Consider the following 23,393-nt stretch of genomic DNA (forward strand, 5'->3'; position numbering starts at 1 on the left):
CAGGGAGTTAAACGTCATGAGCGAAACAGTCGTCAATTTGTTCAGCAGCAGCCAGCCCGCCAGCCAGACGCTCTACCTGCGCAACAACCTGGCTTCCACCGGCAGTGTGCCGTTCAAGGGGCCGCTGGGCCTGTGCCCGGACATCATCCAGAGCGACCAGCCGGTGGACAACGCGCAAAGCGTGTTCAGCACGGTCAGCAGTTGGGAGCAGACCTACAACGTGCAGCCGGTCGCCGCCGCGCGCAACTACTACTACCTGCGTGGCATGAACGGCGGCAGCGAGACTGAGAGCAATGCGCTTTCCCTGTACTTCGCGCCGGCCCAGGTGTTGTTGCTACCGGCAACGTTCAGGGGCAACGCGCTGACCACGGTCGATGGCCTGGACTGCACGCAGGCCAGTGCACCACCAGGGCATATCGGTGTAGGTGAGCAGGCCTTCCTCTGGAAGCCGCCGGCCTTGCCGGCTGACAGCTACTTCAACCTGATTGCCCAGGTGAGCGCGGGTGCTCATCCTGACCCGCTCCCGCAGGTGCGGGACTGGCTCGACCTGGCCAAGTTCATTGGCCAGACCCCGACCTTCGGCATTCGCTCCCAGGCGCTGGTCAGTGACGACCCGTGGGTACGCCGTCAGCAACTGAACGTGCCGGCGAACTTCACCACCGCGCCAATTACCATCACCCTGTCCGCAAGGGGGCTGGCCGGTACCCGGGTTAGCGTGTTGTGTGACACCGTGACTGCGCTACAGACCCCAGTGCTGCTGGGGCCACTGACGCTTGGCAGCGATGGCACGCAAACCGGTGCGGTGTTCATTCTGCCAGCCGGCTATTCGGCCAACCTGGCCGTGCAGTTCTGGAACCCGGACAAGCAGAAGGTCGAGCCGGGCGCGAGCTTGTCGGTGACCTTTGGCTACCCGATCAACCCAGGTGCGGAACTGGAGCGGGCGATTGCCGACAACCTGGTCAACCTTCACCTTCACGGTGCGCTGGATGACAAGGTCAGTGCGTCGATCCAGCCCAAGGCCATGGCGATTGTGAGCCAACTGACGTTCACCTTTGTTTAGGTGTCGTTAAGCGTTCAGCCAGTGGTGCCCGTGTTTCCACCAAGCGGACACCACTGGTCTTGCCAGGCGCCCTGTTCGCCACCCCAAAAGGCACGTGGACCATCGGCAAATCCCCCGCCGGCGATTGCAGGTGGCTGCGCTGGTCATCAAAAAACACATGGGGTTTGAGAATCGACAGCACCCGGGGTTTTTCCATCCCGCCAAGGAAGAAGCATTCGTCCGGCGACACCCCCCAATCTTTCAGTGTGGTTACCACCCGCTCGTGCGACGGTGCGTTGCGTGCGGTGACGATGGCAATGCGCAGGATGCGTGTGTAGTCAGGGTCTTGTGCCAGCTTCTGGTCTTCGAGCGTGCGAATGTGTGAAAGCTTGCGGTAAAGGTCGGCCAACGGCCCGGGCTGGTGGGGGATGGCTTTGCGTGCTCGCTCATGGGCCTGGAAGTCGTCCAGGTTGTCATTCTGCTTGTACACGCTCTCTGCCTCGTCATCGGCAATTACCCCGTCAAAGTCGAACGCCACGCGCAGTTCGGTATCGATCTCGTCGTCATAGATTCGCGTCGGCAGCACCAGGCCGGCCGGGTAGCTGGCGTCGATGGCGCGCTGCACATCGTCCTCGTTGGCGCTGAGAAACAATGAGGCGTTGAACGCCGGGATGTACTCGTGGGGCGAGCGGCCGGACATGAACGCGGCGCGGGTGATGTCCAGTGCGTAGTGGCTGATGGAGCGAAACACCCGCAAGCCGGTCTCTGGCGAATTGCGCGAGAGCAGCACCACTTCCACCGGCAGTTGATCGGGGAATGCCTGGTTGATGCTGAGGAAGCGGCGGATGAAAGGGAAGGCGACCCCTTTCGGGAACGGTTCATCCAGGTTCTGCTCCTGGTGCTGGCGGTAAGCCTCGACGCCTTCGGTCTTGTAGATGTCGTCAGACACGGTGAGGTCGAAGAGTGCGCTGGAGGCCACGCCGATGACCAGTTTGTGTTCGATGGGGTAGGGCATGAACGTGCTCCGTGAAGGGTGCTGGTAACGAGTATACGGGCATGCAGGCGGGGCAGGCCTCAACCTTCCGGCACCAGCCCCAGCAGCAGTTGCACCTGGCGGCGCAACTGGCTCACATGCTCGCGCTCCGCGCGCAGGGCAGACCGCAACTCGTTGTTCTCCTGCTTGTGAATGCGCGCGGTTCGCTCCAGTTCGCGATCGCCCTGCAGCAGGTTCCACATTTCACCCTGGCGGGCATGTGTCAGGCAGGCAATCAGCAGGGTGATGCCGGTTGTGCCAAGCAGGGTGATTTCGAGGGCGTCCATGGTTGCTTCCTTGAGTAGTGGCGGTTTGCCTGTAGCGGAAAGATATGTCTAGTTTGGCTACATGTCTATATTGGAGACTTGTACAGGTAAAGGAATGGTGCAGGTTTTGCTGGTTTATTCACGGCAGTTGAAGGGGGGATGACAGGCGACATGGCAGCGTGTTCTGCGCGCATGGGCGCAGCTTGCGGGGCGTGGGCGCGGTACCAGGGGGTGTGCGAGTCGCCAGGGGGGGCCAGGGCTGCATATGCCTGGTTAGTTTACATATCCAGCCAGCCTTGCATTAAAACTGGGTGGACACGTAATATTAAGCGACACGTCAATTGGCTGAGCATGCACTGCTGCTCCTCACGCAGGAACCCGTATGAAACGCACGCAACGCATGGAGCAAACCCGTTGGGACCTGGCCCTGCGCTACCGTCTGATTGAAACGGTGGTCTGGTGGGAAGGCCGCCTGACCACCAATCATCTGATGCAGAGCTTCGGCATCAGTCGTCAGCAGGCCTCGAAGGACATCAACACCTACATCAACGACTACGCGTCGAAGAACCTGGTGTACGACAAGCAGATCAAAGGCTACGTGCCGACGCGGCAGTTCAAACCTTTGTTCATCGACGACAGTGCCAGCGCCTACCTCGACCTGCTCAACCAGAACAACGAGCGCGCACCACACATCGAAGGCCTGGCGTTGGCCTACGCCCACACCGAGGTGCTCAAGGTTCCGGACCGCTCGGTCAAGCCCGAGGTGCTGCGGCCGCTGCTCAAGGCCTGCCGCGAGAAGCGGCGCCTGGATATCGAGTACGTGTCGTTCAAAAGCCCGGAGCCCGAAGGCCGTACCATCGCGCCGCATACCCTGGTGTACACCGGGATGCGCTGGCATGTGCGGGCCTATTGCGAAAAAAACCGCATGTACCGCGACTTCGTCCTCAGCCGTTTGCGCGGTGTACCAGAGCTGCACGACGCTGAAACGGAAAACGGCATCGAGCATGACCTTGAGTGGAACACCCCGGTCGATGTGATCTTCAAGCCGGACGAGCGCCTGACACAGGCGCAGCGGGCCATCATCGAGGTGGACTTTGGCATGGCCGACGGCCAGTTGCTGGTGCGCAGCTCGCAGGCTCTGGTGAAGTATGTGGTCAAGCGCTTCCAGGTGAACCCCAACGTGCATGATGCAAGGCCCGAGGCGCAGCAGTTGGTGCTGGCGAACAGGGCGGAGCTCAAGCCGTGGTTGAACCTGGACTGAATGCACAGTGCCGCAGACAGCAGAAAATCTTCTTGTAGGGTGTAGTGAACAGATGGATCGAAACACGTTTCTTGCGCAGCCGGATGTGCGTGGCTTCATCGAATGGCTTCAGGTCAACTTGCCGACACTGGATGTGCACCTGCGCTTCAAGCCCAGCCATCAGGTCAAGGGTGGCCTGAATCAGCGGGTGGTGGGTATCGAACAGGTGCTCGCGCTGTATCGCTGGGGCAGTGCCTGGCAGGATGCACAAACCGGGCAGTGGGTCACGTCCATGGACTGGGCCAGCACCACCGCTTCGTTGCAGCTTTTGCGCAGCCGGTTGGCGGCAGCGTTGGCGTCAGGCTGCGATGATGCGGCCTACAACGCCTGCTGCGCCGTACTGAAGTGGGGCGGTGTACGCGGGGCCATCCCGTTCCTGGGGGCGCTACGCCAGCAACAGCAACTGGTGAGTTACCTCAAGGCGTGCATACCGTTGTTCGACCTGGGCGCAGGCCAAACGCTCTCTGCGCTGAATGCCGGCAGCATCCAGCGCTTCGATGCGGGGCTGACCAAGATCCACTCGCTGATCGACACCACCGGCTCGCCCATCTACGACAGCCGGGTCGGCGCCGCCATTGCCATGCTCTATGCGCTGTACCGCCAAGGCAAAACCACCCCTGCGCAATTGCGTTTCCCGTCTGGCGGGGCACGCGGTGACCAAGTGCGTGACCCGGGGGCGCTAGGCTTTGCAAAAGCACCGCAGTTCTTCACCAAGGCGGTGCCGGGGTATGCGTGGGCGCGCAGCCAGGTCGAGCTGGGGTGGATCATCCAGGCTACGCTGACGGGCGCTGGGCAGCTGTTCGAAGGTTCGCTGCAGGCGCGTAGCCACAGCTTCGAAGCGGCGTTGTTCATGCTGGGTTATGACCTGCGCTGCCTGCTTCCAGAGGCTGCCTATGCGCCCGCGTCCAGTGAAGGCGCCGGGGGCGGCAGCACCCGCTCGACCTGGGTGCCGACCAGCGTAACCTTCCCGCAGGTGTTCATCGACTATCTGCACTGCAGCCAGGCTGCCGGGCACAGCGTAAGCCTGAAGGACTTCCGGCAGTGGCAGGTCGAGGTCAAGGGCCGCACGGCCAACACTGCACAAGCGTACTGTGCACCTTTGCAGCCACGCGAGTTCGACCTGGTCAGTTTCAACCTCGAGCAACTCGCGTGCATCGCGCAGGGGGGCGCGCCAGGGTTGGAAGTGCTCAGTGGCGGCGTTGCGCAGTTCATTGCAGGTGACGAGTACGAGCAGGTCTATCTGACCAACGTGTACCTGAGTGGCAAGGTTGCCGAGCTGGCGCTTGAGCATTCGGTATCGCCTGCCGAGTTGCTGGTGCGCTCAGGGTTAGCAGGCAACCCTGATACTGCGAAGCCTGAAACCGCGAAGCTGATTCTGCGCACGGGCCGTGCACTGGGAGAGCATTTTGGGTTACTGGAAAACCAGCGGCCGACGGACTTGTTCAAGGCCTTTTTTGGCGAAGCCTTGACGGATCTGGACAATCAGTTGATGGCTGTCTGAGCCAGCTGGGGCCGCGAAGTGGCCCCACAGGTTTCAAAGCCAGCAGCAAACAGACCATTAGCTTTGCCATTATTAGGCCGCTATGTATAATCCCGCCAAAACCCGCATCCCAGAGCGTTTTTACATGGATGGTCAGCTTCTTGATGCGCTTCTAATAGAGGCCCCTCCAGCCGCACTGCCCGCCACTGCATAACCCCGTTACACCCAGGCCAGTACTGAGCGTTGGCGAAGCCATGCCCAGCACCAGCCCGCACGCATTTCTACAAGGATATTCATGAAAAAGCGTTTCGTTCTCTGTGCCCTGGCGTCCGCCTTGGCAGGCTGCAACTCCGAATACAACTTCGACGAAGTCACCAGCTACACCGGCACTGTCGGTTCGCCACATGCGCTGTACCTGGAGCGCAAGTCCGGCGAGCGGCTCAATGGCACCGTGGTGCACAAGGTAGGTGACCGGGTACTGCAGTCGTTCAAGGTGGAAGACGGCAAGGCGGTCGGGGAATGGAAGGAGTTCGACCAGGATGGCAAGCTGCTGGTCGAAGGCCAGTTGCAGGACGGTGCCTTCGTCGGCCCCAAGAAAACCTGGTGCAAGGGTGAATTCGCCGACCATCTGGAAAACGTTCTGACCCTCGAAGGCGGCCGCCGCAGCGAGCAAAGCTACGACTGCGCCACCGGCCTGCAGGTCGCTGACAGCACGGTGCTTCCGACCGTTGATTTCCGCAAGCCCTCCATCCGTGTGGGCACCCAGCGCGAGTGGCGGGTCATCGACGGCGAGCAGAAGCTCACCCTGCTGGAAACCTTTGCCAGTGACGGTACCGGCAAACTCGATGGCCCGGTGGAGCACTATGACTACAAGGGCAACCTGAAAGACCGCGCCACCTACAAGGCCGGCGAGCTCGAAGGCGTGCGTGAGACCTGGACGGCGTTCACCGATGGCACGTCGGTACCGGCCAGCAAGGTCACCTACAGCGCAGGCAACAGGAACGGCCTGTCCGAGATGTACTTTGTCCGCGGCTGGCCGGCCGGCACGGTGGCGGAGAAGGGCAGCTACAAGGACGACAAGCAAGTGGGCGTGTGGGTCAGTTATCAGCCTGGGTATGCCCAGGTGCGTGATATCGACAGCCCGCCAGACACCTCGCCCATGGCCATGCGCGTATGGGATGCCGCACAAGGCCAGGCGCGCAATTCGGACTGGGCGAAAGAGATCAAGGACCTGGACGCCTTTGCCTACCTGCTCAAAAGCTCCGGCATCAACGTCAACCAACGTATCCATCATGAGAACAAGCCGCTGATCGTCGGCGCCGCCGACAACGCCTATGACTACCTGGTATCGATTGGCGCCGACCCGATGGGCCGGGATGTCAACGGCAACACTCGCCTGATCGACTGCCTGGCAGGTAGCGACTACAACAGCTGCAGCTTCGCCCACATGATCACCCTGGCCGGCAAGGAAGACCTCAAGGCCCACAACGTCTATGGCGACACCGCGCTGTCGACCTTCTGCAAAAAAGCCGGCGAGCTGCAACGTCGCCGTGGCGCGGGTCAGCAACCTGAAGCGCTGTTCCAGGCACTGCTCAAGGGCAGTGACGTGAACGCCAAGGCCTACGGTGGCGAGACGGCCCTGCACGCCTGCATGGCCCAGCGCGACCATAGCTACGCCGAGGCGTTGATCGCGGCTGGCGCGAACTTGAATGCGGCGGATGTCGATGGCACCACGCCCGTGGCCGCAGCCTTCTTCGACGGTTACAACCTGGCTGCAGGCGGGCACCGCGTGAGCTGGTCGGACAACGTGATTCGCTTCGCTGCCAGCTACCAGGGCAAGTCCGACTTCACCTTCGACACGCCGCTGGCAGGGTTCGGCAAGTCCATTCGCCAGCTGGTGCTGGAAAACGGCGATACCGCCTCGGCGATGTTGATCGACTCCCTGGTGGGTACCGCCAAGGGTTGATTGCCGTTCTGGCGGCACCCGGCTTTCGCCTAGGGCGCGAGGCGTGCCGCCGCCTCTTTAGATGAATGACTGACAAGGAATACCTATGCGTCGCTTCAAATACGTGCTGGCAGCATTGCCATTCTGTGTACTGGCTGGCTGCGGCAACGATGCGCTGGATGGCACCTACGAGGCCGAGACCACCGTGATGGGCTTCAGCGCTGGCAAGCAGACTGTCGAGTTCTCCAGTGACTACATCGTCTCTGCGGGCAACAAGATCAAGGTCGACGAGTGGGAGCGCAAGGACGATGTGGTCGTGGCCCGTGATGCCAACGGCGTTGCGCTGATCAACGTGCGCGTGCTGGACGGCGGCAAGCGGCTGGAGTCGATTGGCGGCAACAACATGGCCAAGCAGGTGTTCGTGCGGGTGGATTGATCGCCCGCGTCTTGGGGCTGCCATGCAGCTCCAAAACGCCAGTTTTCCACATTTCAAGCATCCCGGCAGTGGATCCGATGATGTCATTTTGATAGCTTTCCGCCCATGATCGAGCTATCCGGATAGGGATGATGAACCAGCCATACCAACACAGGACGCTGTCGCCGCTCGCCAACCTGATTGTCGACCGTGCGATCGAGAACACCAACCGCAAGCTCGTGGCCGGTTTTCGCAACAAAAAGAATTCCCAGCCCAACGCCAAGTCACCGGACCCGCTACAGGCCGGCAAGGACACCCTCGCTGCCACCTCGGCGCAAAGCGCCATGCAGGTTGCCAACCGGGGTGTCGCCTGGAAAGAAATCCTCTTCAAAAGCCTGTCGGCCGGTATCGGTTCGCTGGCCACGCTGCAATTCGACGGCGCGCTCTCGGTAAGCGCCAACGACGCCTCCAGCCTCAACGACTTGCCCGACAAGCCCGGCGTGTACGTGGTGTACGACGCCAGCGGCCAGCTGGCCTACATCGGTGACAGCACCAACATGCGTCAGCGCTGGCAGGACGGGCACATGAACGAATACCGCGGCCGGGCCAACAGCGAAACCCGCAAGCCCTACAAGCTGGCGGACCAGCTTGAGGGCGGGTGCACCGTCAAGTTCGTGGTCATGGATTCGGCCGAAACCGCCGCCGCCCTGGAAGCCTTCCTGATCAAGAACGAAAAGCCGCCGGTCAACCGCAAGCAAGAGCTGAAGGAAGAGCAGGGCATCCGCAGCAACATCGAAGCCAAGAAAATGAAGGACGCGATGGGCAGTGCCGGCGAGGTGGCCATGGGCGCTGGCAAGGAGGCGCTGAAAAACTCGGGGTGGCAGGTATTCGAGCAACTGACCGCTGCCGCGATCATCGCCATCAAGGATGAACTGGTCGACCTGTTCATGGGCGGCACTGCGCGCCTCAAGGCCCGAGTCGAGCGCTTTCTGCAGAAGATCTGGGCCGTGGTCGAGCGTATCGTCGCCGCGCCCCTGAAGCTGCTCAACGGCGTGGTCGAGTTCATCGTCAACGCCCTGTCCAAGGCGGTCCGCCAGGTCTACAACCTGAGCCGCAACCTGTTCGACCTCGCCCATGGCGCCTGGCAGCTCTACAAGGGGGCCCAGTCCATGCCAAGGGAAGAGCTCATCCAGAAGATCGTCGAAACCGTGGTGGTCAGTGGCACGCTGATTTTCTGGGACGGCATCGAGCCGGTCATCGAGGCGCAGTTGCTGCCCTTGGTTGGCGTGGCTGCGCCGTACATTTCCTGCGTGATCGCGGCCATCGGTTTCGGGCTGTGCAGTTACCACCTGCAAAAGGTCGTGCCACCCATCGTGGCCTTCCTGGTGGACTTCAAGAGCGGCTGGCACGAAGCGCTGGAGGCCAAGCGCGCGGCGGCGTTGCAACTGATCCAGGTACAAGAGAACGAATGGCTGATGGCCGAGGGCCTGATGGAATACGCCCAGTCGGTCGACCCCCTGGCCCGTGAGGCCGGCGCCCACCGCGAGCGCCTGGCGCAGCATCGGGCAGTGCGGGCGATCGACTACTCGGCACTGCTGCAATCGAACAAAAACCGTATTACCCAGGAGTCCTGACAGGTGTTCAACACTACAACCGACCTCGCCGCCAAGCTCTTTGGCCAAGTCAGGCTGGCCGAGTCGCTGCCCGTACCCGCCCCTGCGTCGCTGCCGGCGCCCCGCGAGGAGCACGACCAGCTCAAGGACTTCGAGCACGGGCTGCGCAAGCTGCACGAGGCCATCGTCAACAACAAGGGGGCGCGCGAGCAGCTCGAGGCGTTCAAGCAGCAAGGCACCTGGGATTCGTTCTGGGGCGGCCTGACGGGCAAAAACGACAAAGACCTGGCCGACATGGTCAGGCAGGTGGGTGAGAGCCTGGCCGTGACCCAGAGCGTGGTGCAGTTGTTGACCCAGTTGCACACGGCCAACAACAAGGTACTGCGCGGCTTCAATGACGCCCTGGTGCGTGAGATCGAACGCCTGCAGGCCGACGCGGTGACGCTGGAGGGCAACCAGGAAGGGGCCCTGGTGGTGCTGTGCGAATTCAAGCAGCAGATCGACGACCTGCTGGCGATGGCCGATGGCTACGCCTATTGCACCCAGGAGGTGGAGCGGCTGGCCTGGGCCCAAGGCAAGCAGGAGACCGAACTGACGGCCCTGGATGCCAAGATCGATGCGCAACACCAGAAGCTGGTGACCAGCACCCTGGCCCGGGTGCAGAAAGAGGCCGTGATCAGGAAGAACCTGGAGCACCATCAGCACAAGATCGCCGCCCAGGAAGGGCAACTTGAGGAGCTGAAGAAAAACCTGAACGCCAGCAACCTGGCCCGGGAAAGCCTGTCGACCACCGTGACCACGGCATTGAAGAAACTCGCCCTGGCCACCAGCACCCAGGCCCAACGCGTGGACCGCATGGAGGCGCAGCTGGCCACGCTGCTGGACAACCAGCGCCAATGCCAGGCCCAGCTGGCGCAACTGGCCGCACCGGGTTGGGTTGCCTACCTAGGCCGCAATGCCGTGTCGCTGGTTGCACTGGCTGCGGCGGTGTTTGCCTTGGGGCTGAATCTGCGGGGGTGAGGCGAAGCGCTCCTGTATCCGATATCAAATAGTGTCAAAGACGCCTCGAATTCAGGCTCTGCTGCCGCGTTGCGGCATTTGGGGCCACCAGGTGCCTGGCTTGGCATTTACAGCGCCTATCAGATCGAGCGCCGCCCCACCTCCAATCCCACGACAGGCACCTAGCCGCCATCACCCTATCTCCCGACTAGCACATAGCAGCCCAACTTCCTGACATTCCGTGAAGTAACCTACCGCGCGGCCTTCCTTGACCCACTGTTCAAAACCTGACCTGCAGCAACGCCTCTTCATCAATCCGCCACTATGCTGACCCGGGCACTCTCTCAAGCTCACTCAGCCAGACACGGAGGTATTTATGAAAGCTGCTGTTGTTGCCAAAGGGCGTCGCGTGGACGTGGTGGAAAAAACACTGCGGCCGCTGGCGCACGGGGAAGCGTTGCTGAAGATGCAGTGTTGTGGCGTTTGCCATACCGACCTGCATGTCAAGAATGGCGATTTCGGCGACAAGACCGGTGTGATCCTGGGCCACGAAGGGATTGGCGTGGTCGTGGAAGTGGGGCCGGGTGTGACCTCGCTCAAGCCAGGTGACCGGGCCAGCGTTGCTTGGTTCTTCCAGGGCTGCGGGCATTGCGAATACTGCAACAGCGGCAACGAGACACTGTGCCGCGCGGTGAAGAACTCCGGTTACACGGTCGATGGCGGCATGGCCGAGGCGTGCATCGTGGTGGCGGACTATGCGGTAAAAGTGCCGGACGGGCTGGACTCGGCGGCCGCCAGCAGCATCACCTGCGCCGGTGTGACCACCTACAAGGCGGTGAAGTCGTCGAATATCCGCCCTGGGCAATGGCTTGCCATCTACGGCCTCGGTGGCCTGGGCAACCTCGCCCTGCAGTACGCCAAGAACGTCTTCAATGCCCGGGTCATCGCCATCGACGTCAATGATGAACAACTGGCCTTCGCCCGCGAAATGGGCGCCGACCTGGTGGTCAACCCGCGCGATGAGGACGCAGCCAAAGTCATCCAGGCCAAGACCGGCGGCGCCCATGCGGCGGTGGTCACGGCCGTGGCCAAAAGCGCCTTCAACTCGGCGGTCGATGCGCTGCGTGCTGGCGGTCGGCTGGTCGCGGTTGGGCTGCCACCTGAAGCCATGAGCCTGGACATTCCACGCCTTGTGCTCGACGGTATCGAGGTGGTGGGTTCGCTGGTCGGTACCCGTCAGGACCTGCAAGAAGCCTTCGAATTTGCCGCGCAAGGCAAGGTGGTGCCGAAGGTAACGCTGCGCCCGATCGAAGACATCAATGACATTTTCGAAGAGATGCAGGAAGGCAAGATCAAAGGCCGCATGGTGATCCACTTCGCCGATTAGCCCAAAGCCGGCCCGCGTTCGCGGGCCGTTTTTACACGTGCGCAGCGGGTTACAAACATGCTCATGCCGGTTGCCGGGAGCGCAGTAACAGTGCCGCTACTGCGCAGCCGATCAATGCCAGGCACGCCAGGTAGAAGGCATCACTGTAGGCCATCAAGTAAGCCTCGCGCCTGATGGTCGCGGCCAACCCTTCCAGCGCCTGTTGCTGGGCCGGCAGCCAGCTCTGCACGGTCTGGCTGATGCGCTCCTGCACACTGGGTGCGAACACCGTGACATGTTCGTGAATGCGCTCACTGTGATAGCGCTCGCGTGTTGCCACGATCTGCGTCAGCGTGGCGGTGCCGATGGCGCCACCCAGGTTGCGCAGCATCGAAAACACCGCCGAGGCCGAGCCCGCTTCACGTTTTTCCAACCCTGCCACCGCCAGTACCGACAGCGCGACCATGATGAACGGCTGGCCAATGCCGCGCACCACCGTGGACGGGATGATGACGTTATCGGCGCTGTCGATGTTCAGGCTCGCGCCCAGCCAGCAGCCTGCAGCCATGATCAGAAAACCACTGGCCACCATGAACTTGGCGCTGGTCCAGGCCATCAATTTTGGCATCAACGGCGCCAGCAGCAGTTGCACCACGCCATAAGCGATCAACGCGACCCCCACATCCCGGGCGCTGTAGCCCTGCAGCTGGGAGAGGTAGTTGGGCACCAGGAACACCAGGCCAAAGGTGGCGGCGCCAAAGATGAACATGGCGATGCTGGCGACCCCGAAGTTGTAGCGCCCCAGCAAGCGTAAGTTGATGAATGCGCGCTGGCCGTACAACTGGGTGAACACGAATACCGCCAACGCCAAGCCTGCGATGATCGACATGCCGACGATGTACGTCGAGCCGAACCAGTCCAGCCGGCCGCCTTCCTCCAGCACGATCTGCAAGCCGCCCAAGCCCAGGACCATGGCCGCTATGCCCACCCAGTCGCCCCGACGCAACAGGGCCAGTTGCATGGGTTTGGCTTCGATCGACCAGGCGATGGCGAGCAGCAGTGCGACGCCGGGAAACAGCTGCAGGTAGAAAATCCAGCGCCACGAATAGACATCGGTCAACCAGCCGCCAATGGAAGGCCCCGCCGCCTGGGCCACGCTGTTGGCCAGGCTGAACAGCGCCATGCCCATGGCCATCTTGCTGGCGGGCAGTTCGGTGATGATCAACTGAAAGGAGAGGGGGATGAGCACTGCGCCGGCTGCGCCCTGGATCACCCTGAGGGTGATCATTGCCTCCAGATTGGGCGCCCACGAGCAGGCGATCGATGCCAGTAGGAAGATGAACGACCCCGTCCACATCACCCGGCGCATGGAAAACACCTCGACCAGCCAGGCCGTCAGCGGAATCATGACAATCTCTGCCACCAGGTACGCGGTGGAAATCCACGAGCCCTCTTCGAAGCTGGCACCCAGCGAACCGCGGATTTCAGGCAGCGCCGCGCTGGTGACGTGCACGTTCATGCCGGCCATGAAGCACCCAAGCAAGCCGCCGAACACCGCCACCCAGGCCCGCAACGGTACCCTTTGCTCAGTGCTCATCGGCCGGCTCCACGGGGCGCGTGTCGACCGTGGTCACCACCGACATGCCGGGCAGTATCTGCACGCCGTCTACGGGTTGGTCGAGCACGATGCGCACCGGAAAACGCTGGACGATCTTGGTGAAGTTGCCGGTGGCGTTGTCCGAAGGCAGCAGCGCAAAAACATTGCCGGACGCCGGCGAGAAGCTCGCCACGCGGCCTTGCACAGGCTGGCTGGCGAAGCTGTCGATACGCACCTGCACCGGTTGCCCCGGGCGCATGTGGGCCAGCTGGGTTTCCTTGTAGTTGGCGACCACGTAAGTCTGCTGCAACGGCACCACCGCCAGCAACGGCTGGCCTGGCACCACATACTGCCCGGCGCGAACGCGGCGCTGACCGACTACGCCATCGATGGGCGCGCGGATGACGGTGTCCTGTTCATCCTGTTCGGCCAGCGCCTGGCGGGCCTGGGCACGGCTCAAGGCCGCCGTGCGTTGCTTGATGTCGGCATCGGCCGCCAGCGCCAGGGCCTTGGCCATCGTCAGTTGCGAACGCTGTTCTCGTAAGCGTGCCTGCGCGCCCTGCAGCGCGGCACCCGCTTGTACGGCACTGGCATTGGCCGCTTCCAGGCGCTGCACGGTGGCTGCGTTGTCACGCACCAGGCCACGGTAGCGCTGCATGTCCAGCTCGCTGCGCTGGCGCTCGGCGCTGGCACTGTGCACGGCCGATTCGGCCTGGAAGATGGCCTGCTGTTGCTGGTTGATACGCTCGCCAGCCACTTGCTGGCTGGCCTGCGCCGCCGCCAGCGCGGCCTGTGCTTCGGCCACCCCGGCAGTGGCCTGGTCGAGGCGTGCACGGTAGTCGCGGTTGTGCAGGCGCACCAGCACATCGCCTGCCTTGACGGGCTGGTCGTCCTCCACTTCAACCTTGGCCACATAGCCGGCCACGCGCGCGCTCAGGGCCACCCAGTCGGCGCGTACATAGGCATCATCGGTGGTCTCCAGGTAGCGCCCGGTAGTGAACCAGTACCCGCCGAAGGCCAGCGCTGCCAGCAGCGTCAGGCCACCACCGGCGTACAGTGCCAGGCGGCGACGGGGCCTGCGGGCAGTGACAGCCGCCTGGGGCTGGTCACCCGCCAGCGTGTTCTTTGTAACGGCAACATTCATGATTGGCTTCCAGTAGCGGGAGTGGAGCGACGCACCCGGCTTGGGGCCGGTGCCGGTGATGATTGCCAGCGCCCGCCCAGGGCGCGGAACAGGTTGATCTGGGCACGTGCCAGGCGGCCTTGGGCCTCGACATGGCTGGCCCTGACTGCGATCAGGTCGCGCTCGCTGTCCAGCAGCGCCAGTGCGTCGAGGGTGCCGGCGCGGTAGCTGCTTTGCGCCAGGGCAAAGCCGCGTTGGCCCTGCACCAGGGCTGCTGCCAGGGCCTGGGTACGTTGCCGTTCACCGTCAAAACGGGCCAGGGCCTGGCGTACATCCTTGAGTGCCGCCAACGCCACCCCGCGGTAATGAGCGATTTGCGCCTGTTGCAAGGCCTGGGCCTTGCTCACCCGTGCGCGGTTGGCCTTGATATTGGGGAACTCCCAGCGAATCAACGGGCCGATGGCAAACATCAGCGCACGGCTGTCGCCCAGGTTGGCCAGGTGGTGATCCGACGAGGTCAACGAGGCGCCGAAGCTGACCTTCGGATACAGGTCAGCCTTGACGATGTCGACTTCCAAAGCGGCAGCCTGCAGCTCGCGTTCGGCCTTGCGCACGTCTGGCCGGCGTTCGAGCAGGCGCCAGGCGTCGCCAGCAGGCAACGGCGCGGCGAGGGTCGGGATGGTCTGGCAGGGGGCGCCGTTGTCGATCAGCGCCGCCGGTTCCTGGCCACTGAGCATGCTTAGTTCGTACAGGGCCATGCGCCGGCGTGCCTCCAGCATCGGCAGTTGCGCCTGTACCTGTTCGCGTAAACCCACCAGGCGCACAGCATCGAGTTCGGTGGCGACGCCAGCCTGACGCTGGCGCTCGCTGAGCTGCACACTGCGCTGCAACGTGTCCAGGGACTGGCTGGCTGCCGCGATGCGGGCGCCGTAGACGCATTGGTCGATGTAGGCGCGGGTGGTCTGGCTGACCACCTGCAGGTGCACCAGCTCCAAGGCCTCGCGGCTGGCCTCGGCCTGTACCCGTGCCCGTTCGATGGCCGCGCGCACCTGGCCCCAGACGTCTACCTGGTAGGCCAGCTCGATGGCCGGGTTGAACGCCCATTGCGATGGCGCATGGCTGTCGGTGGCCTCGGCCAGGGTCTGGTCATCGGCGCTCTTGCCATAGCTCGCGGCAAACCCGAGGGAAGTGCTGGGCCAGCGCTTGGCGTCGAACTCGCCAATGCCGGCCAGCATGGCCTGCACATTGGCTTCGGCCTGCGCCAGGTCCTGGTTGTGCTCCAGGGCCTGCTGCACCCAGGCGTTGAGCTGCGGGTCGTGATACAACGCCCACCAGCGCGCGGGCAGCGCCTGGTCGCTGACGTCGGCAGGCAGGCGCAGCCCGGGCAATGCCTGGAAGAGGTTTGGGGGGAGGGCGCCTGTGGGGTGCCCAGTGCACGCCGACAGCACGCTGAACACGCCGATGGCGGCAGCCCGCCTGGCGGTGCTGGAAAGGGATCGAATTGGCATCACGCAAGCCGTATTAGGGGTCGTGAGGCCAGATTAACGAGGGCTGGGGTAGCCCCGCTGCCGCAAGCGGGACAACCCTGCGCGCAACTGGGACAACCTCAGCCTCGGCGCTCAGGGCGTTGGCGCGGCGCCCGTGCCCAGCACGTTGACCTGCCAGTCGCTGGGGTTGTAGCCAAGGATGCGCTTGAACATCGCGGCAAAGGCGCTGGCGCTCTGGTAGCCGTGGTCCAGTGCCACGTTCAGGATTGGCTTGCCATCGGCCAGGCACTGCTGGCTGAGGACCATGCGCGTGCGTGCTCGCCACTCGCCATACGACATGCCCACCTCACGCTGGAACAGCCGCGCCAGGGTGCGCGCGCTCATGTTCAGTTGCGCGCCGCACTGCTCCAGCGTCAGGTCCTGGGCCGGGTCTTCGAGAAAGCCCTCGCACCAGGCGCGCAGCCGTGCATGCTGCGGCACCGGCACGTAGGCATCGATGCGCTCGGCCGTTTCCAGCTCACGCTGGATCAGCGCCCGGGCGTGCTCGCCCAGCGGCTCGTCGCGCTGCAACATCCGTGACCCCGCCAGGATCAGCTCGCGCAGCAAACCGGACACGGCGATGACATGGCAGCGCGTGACGTGCGAACCCAGCAACAAGGTGCGCATCGACACTTCACCTTGCATGCGGATTTCGTGGCCGACCCCAGCAGGTATCCACAGTGCCTGCCCACGGGGGATCACCCAGTTACCGCCATCGCTGCACACCCGCATCACACCGTTGGCGGCATAGATCAGCTGATCCTCGGCGTGGCAGTGGCTGGCAACCACCTCACCGTGCCGATAGTCCATTCCCAAAGCTTGCATGCCGATCTCCCCAGCCCTGTGTGGCGCGCGATTGGATCCAATAATATCGCAAGGCAATCGGCTGTGGTTGCTAAGTGCGCAGGGGCGAGGGCGAGTTATGCATTTTAATTGCGCTCAGGGTTGCGATGTTGGCGGTGCGTGGCGCAGCGGCCAACCCTGATGATGCTCGACCAGAAAGTCCACGAACACCCGAACCCGTGCCGGCATCGCCGGGCCGCCGACGAACACCGCATGAATCGGCTCCCGGTCGCCGGGGTTGTAGGCCTCCAGCAGCGGCACCAGTTGTCCGCTGGCAAGGTCATCGCCCACCGTGAACGTACCGATGCGCGCGATGCCGGCCCCCAGCCTGGCCAATTGCGCCAGCGCCTCGCCGCTGCTGCACTCCAGGTTGCCGCTGACTTTAAGGGCAAACGCCTGCCCGTCACGGCGAAACGGCCAGTCGGGCTCGGCACGTCGGAAGTTGAAGCGCAAACAGTTATGGCGGGCCAGGTCTTCAGGTTCGTTCGGGGTGCCGCAGCGTTGCAGGTAATCGGGCGAGGCAACGATCACCTGGCCGGTGTCGCCAATGTAACGGGCACTCAGGGAACTGTCCGGCAGGTGGCCGAAACGCAGCGCGACATCGGCCTGGCCGCCGGCAATGTCGACCAGTTCGTCGCCTAGCGTCAGGTCGACCAGTATCTGCGGGTACAGGGCGCTGAACTGCGCCAGCAAGGGCACTACCGTAAGCCGGGCATGCCCCAGCGCGGCGCTCACCCGCAGGCGCCCGCGCGGTACGCCCTGGTCGGTGATGGCATCCTCGACTTCATCCATGTCGGCGAGGATGCGCCGGGCGCCACGCAAGTAGGCTTCGCCCTCCGGGGTAAGCGAAATGGCCCGTGTGGTGCGCAACAGCAGGCGGGTGCCCAGGCGCTGTTCGGTGCGCGCGATGATCCGGCTGACCGCCGATGGCGTCAGCCCCAGCGCCCGCGCCGCCGCAGACAAGCTGCCCGCGTGCGCGACCTTGGCAAAAATTTCCATCTCGCCGGACCTGCCGTTGAAGTCCATTTGTGCCTCGCGCGCAAAGGTGATTGGCAAAAATGCGGTCTAGTGCATTAACGGAGTGGATCGTAGCATTTGCGGCACAGATAAGGAGCCCGTTATGCGCATCAATCCACCCCTCGTCGCACTCGCCATCGGTGCCTTTGGCATCGGTGTCACCGAGTTCGCCCCCATGGGCATGTTGCCCAGTATTGCCACAGACCTCGGGGTCTCGATACCTGCTGCCGGGCTGCTGGTCAGCGCCTACGCGGTGGGGGTGCTGATCGGTGCCCCGTTGATGACCCTGGCCACCGGCAAGGTGCCGCGGCGTTACCTGTTGATTGGGCTGATGGCCATTTTCACCCTCGGTAACCTGATGTCGGCGCTGGCGAGCGATTACGTCAGCCTGCTCGTGGCCCGCGTGGTGACCTCGCTCAACCATGGCGCGTTCTTTGGTATCGGCTCGATCGTGGCAGCCAGTGTGGTGCCGCCGGAAAAACGCGCAGGCGCCGTGGCCGCGATGTTCATGGGGTTGACGCTGGCGACCATCGGCGGTGTGCCGTTGGCGACCTGGTTCGGTGAGTTGTTGGGGTGGCGCACTTCGTTCTGGGGGATCGCGGGCCTGGGCTTGGTGGCCATGTCGGTGCTGTGGTACGCGCTGCCCAATGTGCCGCTGCCCAAAAGTGATGGGGTAATGGCCGAAATCCGCGTGCTCGGCCGTGGGCCGGTACTGGCGGCATTGGCGCTGACCGTGGTCGGCTCCAGCGCGATGTTTACCGTGTTCACCTACATTGCGCCCATTCTGCACAGCGAGGCCCAGGCCTCCACCACGTTCATCACGGTCATGCTGGTGTTGTTCGGTATCGGCCTGACCTTGGGCAACGTGTGGGGCGGCAAGGCGGCGGACCGCTCGGTCGATCGTACGCTGATCGTCTCGCTGGCGGTGTTGATCGCTGTGCTGCTGGTGTTTCCGCTGCTGATGCCCTGGTCGCTGCCCACGGCACTGGCGGTGCTGGTGTGGGGGGCGGCCAGTTTTGCCTTGGTGCCGCCGCTGCAGATGCGCGTGATGGAAGCGGCCAAGGACGCGCCTAACCTGGCGTCTGCGGTGAATATCGGCGCGTTCAACCTTGGCAACGCAATAGGCGCTGCGCTGGGTGGGGCGGTGATCAATGCGGGGCTGGGTTACCCGGCGATTTCCCTGGCAGGTGCGTTGATGGCGGGTTTGGGGTTGCTGATGGTGCTGGCGTTTGCCTGGCGCGCGCGGGGCGTGGCAGCGTCGAAGGCCGCCTTGGTATAACACAGCCTGAATTGCGCCCCAGATGTTGGACACCCGCCCATCATTTGGGGCGCAGCTCAGGCGTTCCAAACCCTGGTCTGAACCTGGATAGGCGGATGGCGCTTGCCCGCAACGGCCATCGTCACTGTGCCCCGGAGCGCGCTTCAGCTAGCATGCGCTATCCCCCGCCTCAGACCTGAACCTCTGCATGACTGTCTTCTACCTCAAACTCTTCATGACCCCCACCCTGATGCTGGCCATTTCGCTGGCTGGCAAACGCTGGGGCACGCAAATTGGCGGGCTGCTTTCAGGGCTACCCGTTACCTCGGCGCTGGTCATGCTGTTTCTCAGCCTTGAACAAGGCGAGGCGTTCGCCTCATTGGCCGTACCAGGGGCATTGGCCGGGGTGGCTGCCGTGCAGGCAACCTGCTTGTTCTACTACGGGGTGACCCAACGTGTAGGCGCCTTGGTCGGCTGCATCGCAGCGCTGGCGTTCTTTGTGTTGGCGGCGTTGGCAACCAGCCACCTGGGCGGGGTGGCGTTGTCGGTCATTGCCACGCTGCTACTGGTCATCGTCATCGTCGTGGCCACCGCCAAACCGGCAGACGCCAGTGCCGCACGCTACGTGCCGACGCCTCGCTGGGTCATCCCGATGCGCATGATGACCGCCACCTTGCTGCTGCTGGTGATCACGGCCAGCGCGACCTTGCTCGGCCCTGTGGTCAGCGGGATGCTGGCGCCGGTCCCAGTCATCGCCTGGCCGCTGGCGGTGTTCGCCCACGTCCAGGGCGGGCGCCAGGAGCTGGCTGCGATCATACGCGGCAACGGCATTGGCGCCGTGGGCGTGGTCGGCTTTTACCTGACCTTGCAACACACGCTGTTGCAGTGGGGCGCGGTCATGTCGATCGCCATTGGCGTGTTGCTGGCAGTGGTGGTGACCTTCGTATTGGCGAAGGTGCTGGAGGCACGCTGAGCAGGGGGCGGCTTCAGTCAGTGCCTCCGGCCGCCCCAGCGTTAAAGGCCTGTGTTTAAGGCGTGCCGTTTCTGCCATGCAGGCAAAACGCGCGGCGCTGGCTCAGCCGCTCGTAGTAGGCCCTGACTGCCGGCAGGTGAGGGTGCTCGAACGGGGTCTCGAACCAGCGGTTGACCGACAGGCCGATAGGGATGTCGGCCAGCGTGAACCGGCTACCGGCCACATAAGCGCCGGTGGCGGCGAGCTGGCGCTCCAGAATCTGCATGTGGCGGCCCCATTCTGCGCAACCGGCGGCCAGTGCTTGAGGGTCCTGGTGGGCAGGGGAGTGCCTGACCAGCGACATGAACGCGTAGCTCCACGACCGGTTGAGGTCCGATGCTTGCCAGTCGATCCATTGATCGATGCGCGCCCGCGCTTGTGCCTCGGTGGGGTAGATGGCGCCCTGGTCATGGCGCGTTGCCAGGTAGCGGATGATGGTGTTGGATTCCCATAGGGTGAAATCGCCGTCCTGGATCACCGGGATCATGGCGTTGGGGTTCAGTGCCAGAAATTCGGGCGTGTTGGTGGGTTGGAAGCCCGAACCCCAGTCTTCCCGCTCGAAGGGGATATCGAACTCGGCACAGGCCCAAAGGACTTTTCGCACATTGATGGAAGAAGCTCTGCCCAGTATCCGTAACATGGTTTGCGTCCTTGTCTGTGGAAGCCTGATCCTCGTTCACGGCATGACCATGGTCAAGGACAAAGCGAATACGGTGATCAGGCCTATGCTGGTAGCGTCACTGCCCGTACTACTGGGGCGTTGAATGCTTGCCTGGGCGCCACGAAATTGGCACCCTTGGGCCGCTTGAATCGTCAGTACCACGACAGAAGGAAGTTTGTGTTGAGCTGGGACAAAGTCGGGAAATGCCTCGTAGCGCTGCTGATTGGCCTGATGGTCATACTGGTGGCCTATGTGGTGATCAAAGGCCGCCCTCGCCTGGAAGCCTCCCTGACCTATGCCTACCTCACTTACCCGAGCCAGTTCAGCGAGCGGATCAGCAAGGCCAGCGAGCTACTGAAGTACGAGCAGTTGCAAGGGCGCATCAACAGTATCGGCCAGGGCGAGTTGAGCCATGAGCAGGTCGACCGGTTGATCGAACTGGCCCAGGCGCCTTATGCCCAACTGTTCGCTAAGCCGTTCGAGGCGGGGTTGGTGGACCACCGCACCGGTCTGCTCATCGACCTGCGCAACATGGGTGATGCGCCGGTGCGCCAGGTAACCATCCGCCTGCCGGCCAAGGGCCTGGTGCAAGTGCGCGATGCCGCGGGTAACGACACCATCATCGAGGCCGCCACGCCCGTGGTCGAAATACCGGCCATTGAGCCGGGTGGCGCCTGCAAGGTGTGGGTGTACTTCGATGCGGACTACTCGCAGATCCGCCAGGGCGGCGTCAGCATCCGTCACGCCGACGGCGTGGCCGATGTGCAGGTGTACCGCGAGTTCAGCGGTTTTCCCGCGCTGGTGGCGCGCTACAGCCGTGAGCTGATGGTGCTGTTGGGGGGGCTGGGGTTCGGCGTGCTGGCGTTGGCCTACGCCTGCCTGTCACGCCGCCGCATGCCGGTGTTGCCGTCCTGACGTACGTGCCCAATCACTGACAGTCATCGTGCAGCGCCAGGCTCTGGCGCATTTGTTCCAGCAAGGCCTCGCGCAGCGCTTGCGGGCCCTGCACGCGTATCGACCCTGCCTGTGAAAGCAACCAGCCCATCAACGCCCGGCCGTCGTCGACGGTCGCTTGCAGCGAGGCGCCGCCGTCCTGCTGCGGGGTGAGTTGCATGTCTGAGGACAGCGGCTGGTGTTCAAGACGACGGGCAAGTGCATCGTCGACCCAGGCACGTAGCACGACCTGGCGTACCGGGCTGAGGGCATCCGGTTGCAGGTGCCGCGCCTCGCCCAGGCTCAAGCCAGGTTGCCAGTACCAGCCGTAGGGCATGCCTTTGCTGTTGCAATGCAGTGGGAACAGCGCCGACAGCTCGACCAGGTCGCGCTCGACGGTGCGCTTGCTGGTGCTGTGGCCCACGGATGACAGAGCAGCCTGCAACTGCGTGGAGCTCATGCCGGGGTGGCGGCCTGGCAGTAGCTTGAGCAACTGCCACTGGCGGGCGATGGTGTGGCGGGTAGGGTGGCTGGGCAAAGGAGGCTCGTCCATGAATGCCAGGCGCTTGGCGCTCCTGGGTGGTGGCATTTGGCTATCTCGCAGAGCATACCTTGCCCGAGGATGGGATCCAAACTTTTAGCAGGCCATAGCTTGTCATTGCCCGAGCCATTGACCAAAATATAGGTCTTAATTGAGGTCGATAAATATGCAGAATATCTTCGCCGATGTAGCGGTAAGCGTGTCGGAACTGAAAAAGAACCCCACTGCGGTCATGTCCGGTGCCGCAGGGATGCCCATCGCCGTGCTCAATCACAATCGGGTGATGGGGTACATGGTGCCGGCTGAGCTTTATGAAGCCATGATGGAGCGGCTCGAAGATATCGAGCTAAGCGAACTGGCAAAGTCTCGACTGGGTGAAAAAGGCGTATCGGTGTCTTTGGATGAGCTATAAGTCATCCAAAAAGCGGTAGAGGAAGGTTCGTCGCAAGCACAGCTTCATAGTGCGCGGATGATCAACCAACCCAAATCTACAGATGCCCTATCTCCAAACACTGTTGCAACGCCTGGATAAACACCTCTTCCGCCCGACTCAGCCGCTGCTCCCTGTTCCACAACAGGTGTATATCCACATCCGCGATCCCCTCCTGCGGCGGCAGCTTCCATAACAGCCCGGCGGCCACATCCGGCGCCACCACATGTTCTGGCAGGCAGCCGATGCCGAACCCAGCAATCACCAGGCGGCGCACCTCTTCAAGGCTGGGCGAGGACGCCACGATGCGTCCGGAAAACCCTTGCTGGTCACGGAAGATGGTCAGCGGCGAGAGCATCCCGCCAATCTGGTCGCTGGTAAAACTGACGAAGTTCTCACGCTGCAGGTCGCCCTCAAGCTGGCCGAACAAGGCATGGTGCTTGCCGCAGAAAAACGCATAGCGCTGGCGCAGAAACAGCCGCTGCTCCAGCCGCGGTTGAGGCCTTCGGTTGAGGCTCAGGCCTGCGGTGGCGGTCTTCTCCTGCAAGGCGGCGACAATGTCGGAGCTGCGCATCACGTCGATTTCCAGCTCTACCCGGGGGTGCTGGCGGTGGAAGTCGGCGAGAAAGTCGTCAAAGCGCTCGCTGACGATGCGGCTGATGATCAGCAGGCGCACTTTGCCCACCAGTTCGTCAGCCGGTTGCTCCAGCAGCCCGCCGATCTGCGACATCTGCCCGTACACCTCGCCAGCCAGCAAGAACATCTGCTCGCCCATTTCGGTCAGCACGAAGCGCGGCCCGCGGCGGGCGATGAGTTGCCGGCCAAGCTGCTCCTCCAGGCGTTTGAGCGCCTGACTCACCGCCGGCTGGGTAAGGTGCAGGCGGGCGGCGGCGCGGCTGATGGACAGCTCCTGGCCGATGACCCGGAAGGTGCGCAGCAGGTTCCAGTCGAGGCGGTCGTTGAGCAGGCGGTCAGGCATGGTCGGGCTCGAATGAT

At 63.2% G+C, this 23,393-nt stretch carries 22 protein-coding genes; 12 read left to right on the forward strand and 10 right to left on the reverse strand.

The window, feature by feature from the left end:
• The first annotated feature begins 16 nt into the window (after positions 1–16).
• Positions 17–1,060 carry a hypothetical protein gene (locus PC358_RS01715; RefSeq protein ID WP_033697072.1) on the forward strand — a complete coding sequence of 348 codons (1,044 nt, stop codon included), beginning with the start codon at positions 17–19 and terminating at the stop codon, positions 1,058–1,060.
• Here the strand turns inward: PC358_RS01715 and PC358_RS01720 are convergent.
• Positions 1,047–2,054 carry a 5'-nucleotidase gene (locus tag PC358_RS01720; protein ID WP_033697074.1) on the reverse strand — a complete coding sequence of 336 codons (1,008 nt, stop codon included), beginning with the start codon at positions 2,052–2,054 and terminating at the stop codon, positions 1,047–1,049. The two genes, PC358_RS01715 and PC358_RS01720, sit on opposite strands and share 14 nt — an antisense overlap.
• 59 nt (positions 2,055–2,113) lie before the next feature.
• Complete coding sequence (locus tag PC358_RS01725; RefSeq protein WP_033697075.1) at positions 2,114–2,359, reverse strand: hypothetical protein; 246 nt, start codon at positions 2,357–2,359, stop codon at positions 2,114–2,116.
• 361 nt (positions 2,360–2,720) lie between these two features.
• On the opposite strand from PC358_RS01725, the gene PC358_RS01730 reads away from it, so the two are divergent.
• The 7 genes from PC358_RS01730 to adhP all read left to right on the forward strand — a co-directional run bounded on the left by PC358_RS01730 (position 2,721) and on the right by adhP (position 11,477).
• Positions 2,721–3,599: a helix-turn-helix transcriptional regulator gene (locus PC358_RS01730; RefSeq protein ID WP_033697079.1), complete on the forward strand. Its 879-nt coding sequence runs from the start codon at positions 2,721–2,723 to the stop codon at positions 3,597–3,599.
• A 52-nt stretch (positions 3,600–3,651) separates the two neighbouring features.
• Positions 3,652–5,139 (forward strand): hypothetical protein, encoded by a 1,488-nt coding sequence (locus PC358_RS01735; RefSeq protein WP_033697081.1) that lies wholly within the window; start codon positions 3,652–3,654, stop codon positions 5,137–5,139.
• Positions 5,140–5,413: 274 nt separating this feature from the next.
• Positions 5,414–7,084, forward strand: coding sequence for a hypothetical protein (locus PC358_RS01740; RefSeq protein ID WP_033697082.1), 1,671 nt, complete (start codon positions 5,414–5,416; stop codon positions 7,082–7,084).
• Between the two features lie 85 nt (positions 7,085–7,169).
• A complete protein-coding gene (locus tag PC358_RS01745) occupies positions 7,170–7,499 on the forward strand; it encodes a hypothetical protein (protein ID WP_033697085.1) in 330 nt (109 codons plus the stop codon).
• Between the two features lie 131 nt (positions 7,500–7,630).
• Entirely contained in the window at positions 7,631–9,112 is a 1,482-nt protein-coding gene (locus tag PC358_RS01750) for a GIY-YIG nuclease family protein (RefSeq protein WP_033697087.1), read from the forward strand.
• A 3-nt stretch (positions 9,113–9,115) separates the two neighbouring features.
• Positions 9,116–10,111 carry a hypothetical protein gene (locus PC358_RS28350; protein ID WP_241380881.1) on the forward strand — a complete coding sequence of 332 codons (996 nt, stop codon included), beginning with the start codon at positions 9,116–9,118 and terminating at the stop codon, positions 10,109–10,111.
• Positions 10,112–10,466: 355 nt separating this feature from the next.
• Complete coding sequence (adhP, locus tag PC358_RS01765; RefSeq protein ID WP_033697090.1) at positions 10,467–11,477, forward strand: alcohol dehydrogenase AdhP; 1,011 nt, start codon at positions 10,467–10,469, stop codon at positions 11,475–11,477.
• A 61-nt stretch (positions 11,478–11,538) separates the two neighbouring features.
• Here adhP and PC358_RS01770 read toward each other — a convergent pair whose 3' ends face one another.
• The 5 genes from PC358_RS01770 to PC358_RS01790 all read right to left on the reverse strand — a co-directional run bounded on the left by PC358_RS01770 (position 11,539) and on the right by PC358_RS01790 (position 17,571).
• The gene (locus PC358_RS01770) at positions 11,539–13,053 is read right to left on the reverse strand and encodes a DHA2 family efflux MFS transporter permease subunit (protein WP_033697092.1); all 1,515 of its coding nucleotides are present in this window, start codon (positions 13,051–13,053) and stop codon (positions 11,539–11,541) included.
• Positions 13,043–14,197, reverse strand: a complete 1,155-nt coding sequence (locus tag PC358_RS01775; protein WP_033697093.1) for an HlyD family secretion protein — start codon at positions 14,195–14,197, stop codon at positions 13,043–13,045. The genes PC358_RS01770 and PC358_RS01775 overlap by 11 nt, the downstream gene beginning before the upstream one ends.
• The gene (locus PC358_RS01780) at positions 14,194–15,549 is read right to left on the reverse strand and encodes an efflux transporter outer membrane subunit (protein ID WP_081874743.1); all 1,356 of its coding nucleotides are present in this window, start codon (positions 15,547–15,549) and stop codon (positions 14,194–14,196) included. Before PC358_RS01780 ends, PC358_RS01775 begins: the two co-directional genes overlap by 4 nt.
• 246 nt (positions 15,550–15,795) lie before the next feature.
• The gene (locus tag PC358_RS01785; protein WP_033697094.1) at positions 15,796–16,527 is read right to left on the reverse strand and encodes an AraC family transcriptional regulator; all 732 of its coding nucleotides are present in this window, start codon (positions 16,525–16,527) and stop codon (positions 15,796–15,798) included.
• A gap of 114 nt (positions 16,528–16,641) precedes the next feature.
• A complete protein-coding gene (locus PC358_RS01790) occupies positions 16,642–17,571 on the reverse strand; it encodes a LysR family transcriptional regulator (RefSeq protein WP_033699968.1) in 930 nt (309 codons plus the stop codon).
• Between the two features lie 94 nt (positions 17,572–17,665).
• On the opposite strand from PC358_RS01790, the gene PC358_RS01795 reads away from it, so the two are divergent.
• Positions 17,666–18,841 (forward strand): MFS transporter, encoded by a 1,176-nt coding sequence (locus PC358_RS01795; protein ID WP_033697095.1) that lies wholly within the window; start codon positions 17,666–17,668, stop codon positions 18,839–18,841.
• A 187-nt stretch (positions 18,842–19,028) separates the two neighbouring features.
• Positions 19,029–19,793 carry a hypothetical protein gene (locus PC358_RS01800; RefSeq protein WP_033697097.1) on the forward strand — a complete coding sequence of 255 codons (765 nt, stop codon included), beginning with the start codon at positions 19,029–19,031 and terminating at the stop codon, positions 19,791–19,793.
• Positions 19,794–19,848: 55 nt separating this feature from the next.
• Here PC358_RS01800 and PC358_RS01805 read toward each other — a convergent pair whose 3' ends face one another.
• Positions 19,849–20,472, reverse strand: a complete 624-nt coding sequence (locus PC358_RS01805; protein ID WP_033697098.1) for a glutathione S-transferase family protein — start codon at positions 20,470–20,472, stop codon at positions 19,849–19,851.
• Between the two features lie 201 nt (positions 20,473–20,673).
• Between PC358_RS01805 and PC358_RS01810 the strand changes: the two genes are divergently transcribed.
• The gene (locus PC358_RS01810) at positions 20,674–21,408 is read left to right on the forward strand and encodes a hypothetical protein (RefSeq protein ID WP_033697100.1); all 735 of its coding nucleotides are present in this window, start codon (positions 20,674–20,676) and stop codon (positions 21,406–21,408) included.
• 13 nt (positions 21,409–21,421) lie between these two features.
• Here PC358_RS01810 and PC358_RS01815 read toward each other — a convergent pair whose 3' ends face one another.
• Complete coding sequence (locus PC358_RS01815) at positions 21,422–21,964, reverse strand: WCX domain-containing protein (RefSeq protein ID WP_033699969.1); 543 nt, start codon at positions 21,962–21,964, stop codon at positions 21,422–21,424.
• Positions 21,965–22,133: 169 nt separating this feature from the next.
• On the opposite strand from PC358_RS01815, the gene PC358_RS01820 reads away from it, so the two are divergent.
• Entirely contained in the window at positions 22,134–22,379 is a 246-nt protein-coding gene (locus tag PC358_RS01820) for a type II toxin-antitoxin system Phd/YefM family antitoxin (protein WP_033697101.1), read from the forward strand.
• Positions 22,380–22,455: 76 nt separating this feature from the next.
• Here PC358_RS01820 and PC358_RS01825 read toward each other — a convergent pair whose 3' ends face one another.
• Positions 22,456–23,376, reverse strand: coding sequence for a LysR family transcriptional regulator (locus PC358_RS01825; RefSeq protein WP_033697102.1), 921 nt, complete (start codon positions 23,374–23,376; stop codon positions 22,456–22,458).
• Positions 23,377–23,393 lie beyond the last annotated feature (17 nt).

The organism is Pseudomonas capeferrum (genome assembly GCF_000731675.1).
In the GTDB taxonomy this organism is placed as follows: domain Bacteria; phylum Pseudomonadota; class Gammaproteobacteria; order Pseudomonadales; family Pseudomonadaceae; genus Aquipseudomonas; species Aquipseudomonas capeferrum.

Excerpts from the sequence above, each read along its gene's own strand:
- PC358_RS01715 (WP_033697072.1), top strand. The coding sequence starts at position 17 with ATGAGCGAAACAGTCGTCAATTTGTTCAGCAGCAGCCAGCCCGCCAGC.
- PC358_RS01720 (WP_033697074.1), bottom strand. The coding sequence starts at position 2,054 with ATGCCCTACCCCATCGAACACAAACTGGTCATCGGCGTGGCCTCCAGC.
- PC358_RS01725 (WP_033697075.1), bottom strand. The coding sequence starts at position 2,359 with ATGGACGCCCTCGAAATCACCCTGCTTGGCACAACCGGCATCACCCTG.
- PC358_RS01730 (WP_033697079.1), top strand. The coding sequence starts at position 2,721 with ATGAAACGCACGCAACGCATGGAGCAAACCCGTTGGGACCTGGCCCTG.
- PC358_RS01735 (WP_033697081.1), top strand. The coding sequence starts at position 3,652 with ATGGATCGAAACACGTTTCTTGCGCAGCCGGATGTGCGTGGCTTCATC.
- PC358_RS01740 (WP_033697082.1), top strand. The coding sequence starts at position 5,414 with ATGAAAAAGCGTTTCGTTCTCTGTGCCCTGGCGTCCGCCTTGGCAGGC.
- PC358_RS01745 (WP_033697085.1), top strand. The coding sequence starts at position 7,170 with ATGCGTCGCTTCAAATACGTGCTGGCAGCATTGCCATTCTGTGTACTG.
- PC358_RS01750 (WP_033697087.1), top strand. The coding sequence starts at position 7,631 with ATGAACCAGCCATACCAACACAGGACGCTGTCGCCGCTCGCCAACCTG.
- adhP (WP_033697090.1), top strand. The coding sequence starts at position 10,467 with ATGAAAGCTGCTGTTGTTGCCAAAGGGCGTCGCGTGGACGTGGTGGAA.
- PC358_RS01770 (WP_033697092.1), bottom strand. The coding sequence starts at position 13,053 with ATGAGCACTGAGCAAAGGGTACCGTTGCGGGCCTGGGTGGCGGTGTTC.
- PC358_RS01775 (WP_033697093.1), bottom strand. The coding sequence starts at position 14,197 with ATGAATGTTGCCGTTACAAAGAACACGCTGGCGGGTGACCAGCCCCAG.
- PC358_RS01785 (WP_033697094.1), bottom strand. The coding sequence starts at position 16,527 with ATGCAAGCTTTGGGAATGGACTATCGGCACGGTGAGGTGGTTGCCAGC.
- PC358_RS01790 (WP_033699968.1), bottom strand. The coding sequence starts at position 17,571 with ATGGACTTCAACGGCAGGTCCGGCGAGATGGAAATTTTTGCCAAGGTC.
- PC358_RS01795 (WP_033697095.1), top strand. The coding sequence starts at position 17,666 with ATGCGCATCAATCCACCCCTCGTCGCACTCGCCATCGGTGCCTTTGGC.
- PC358_RS01800 (WP_033697097.1), top strand. The coding sequence starts at position 19,029 with ATGACTGTCTTCTACCTCAAACTCTTCATGACCCCCACCCTGATGCTG.
- PC358_RS01805 (WP_033697098.1), bottom strand. The coding sequence starts at position 20,472 with ATGTTACGGATACTGGGCAGAGCTTCTTCCATCAATGTGCGAAAAGTC.
- PC358_RS01820 (WP_033697101.1), top strand. The coding sequence starts at position 22,134 with ATGCAGAATATCTTCGCCGATGTAGCGGTAAGCGTGTCGGAACTGAAA.
- PC358_RS01825 (WP_033697102.1), bottom strand. The coding sequence starts at position 23,376 with ATGCCTGACCGCCTGCTCAACGACCGCCTCGACTGGAACCTGCTGCGC.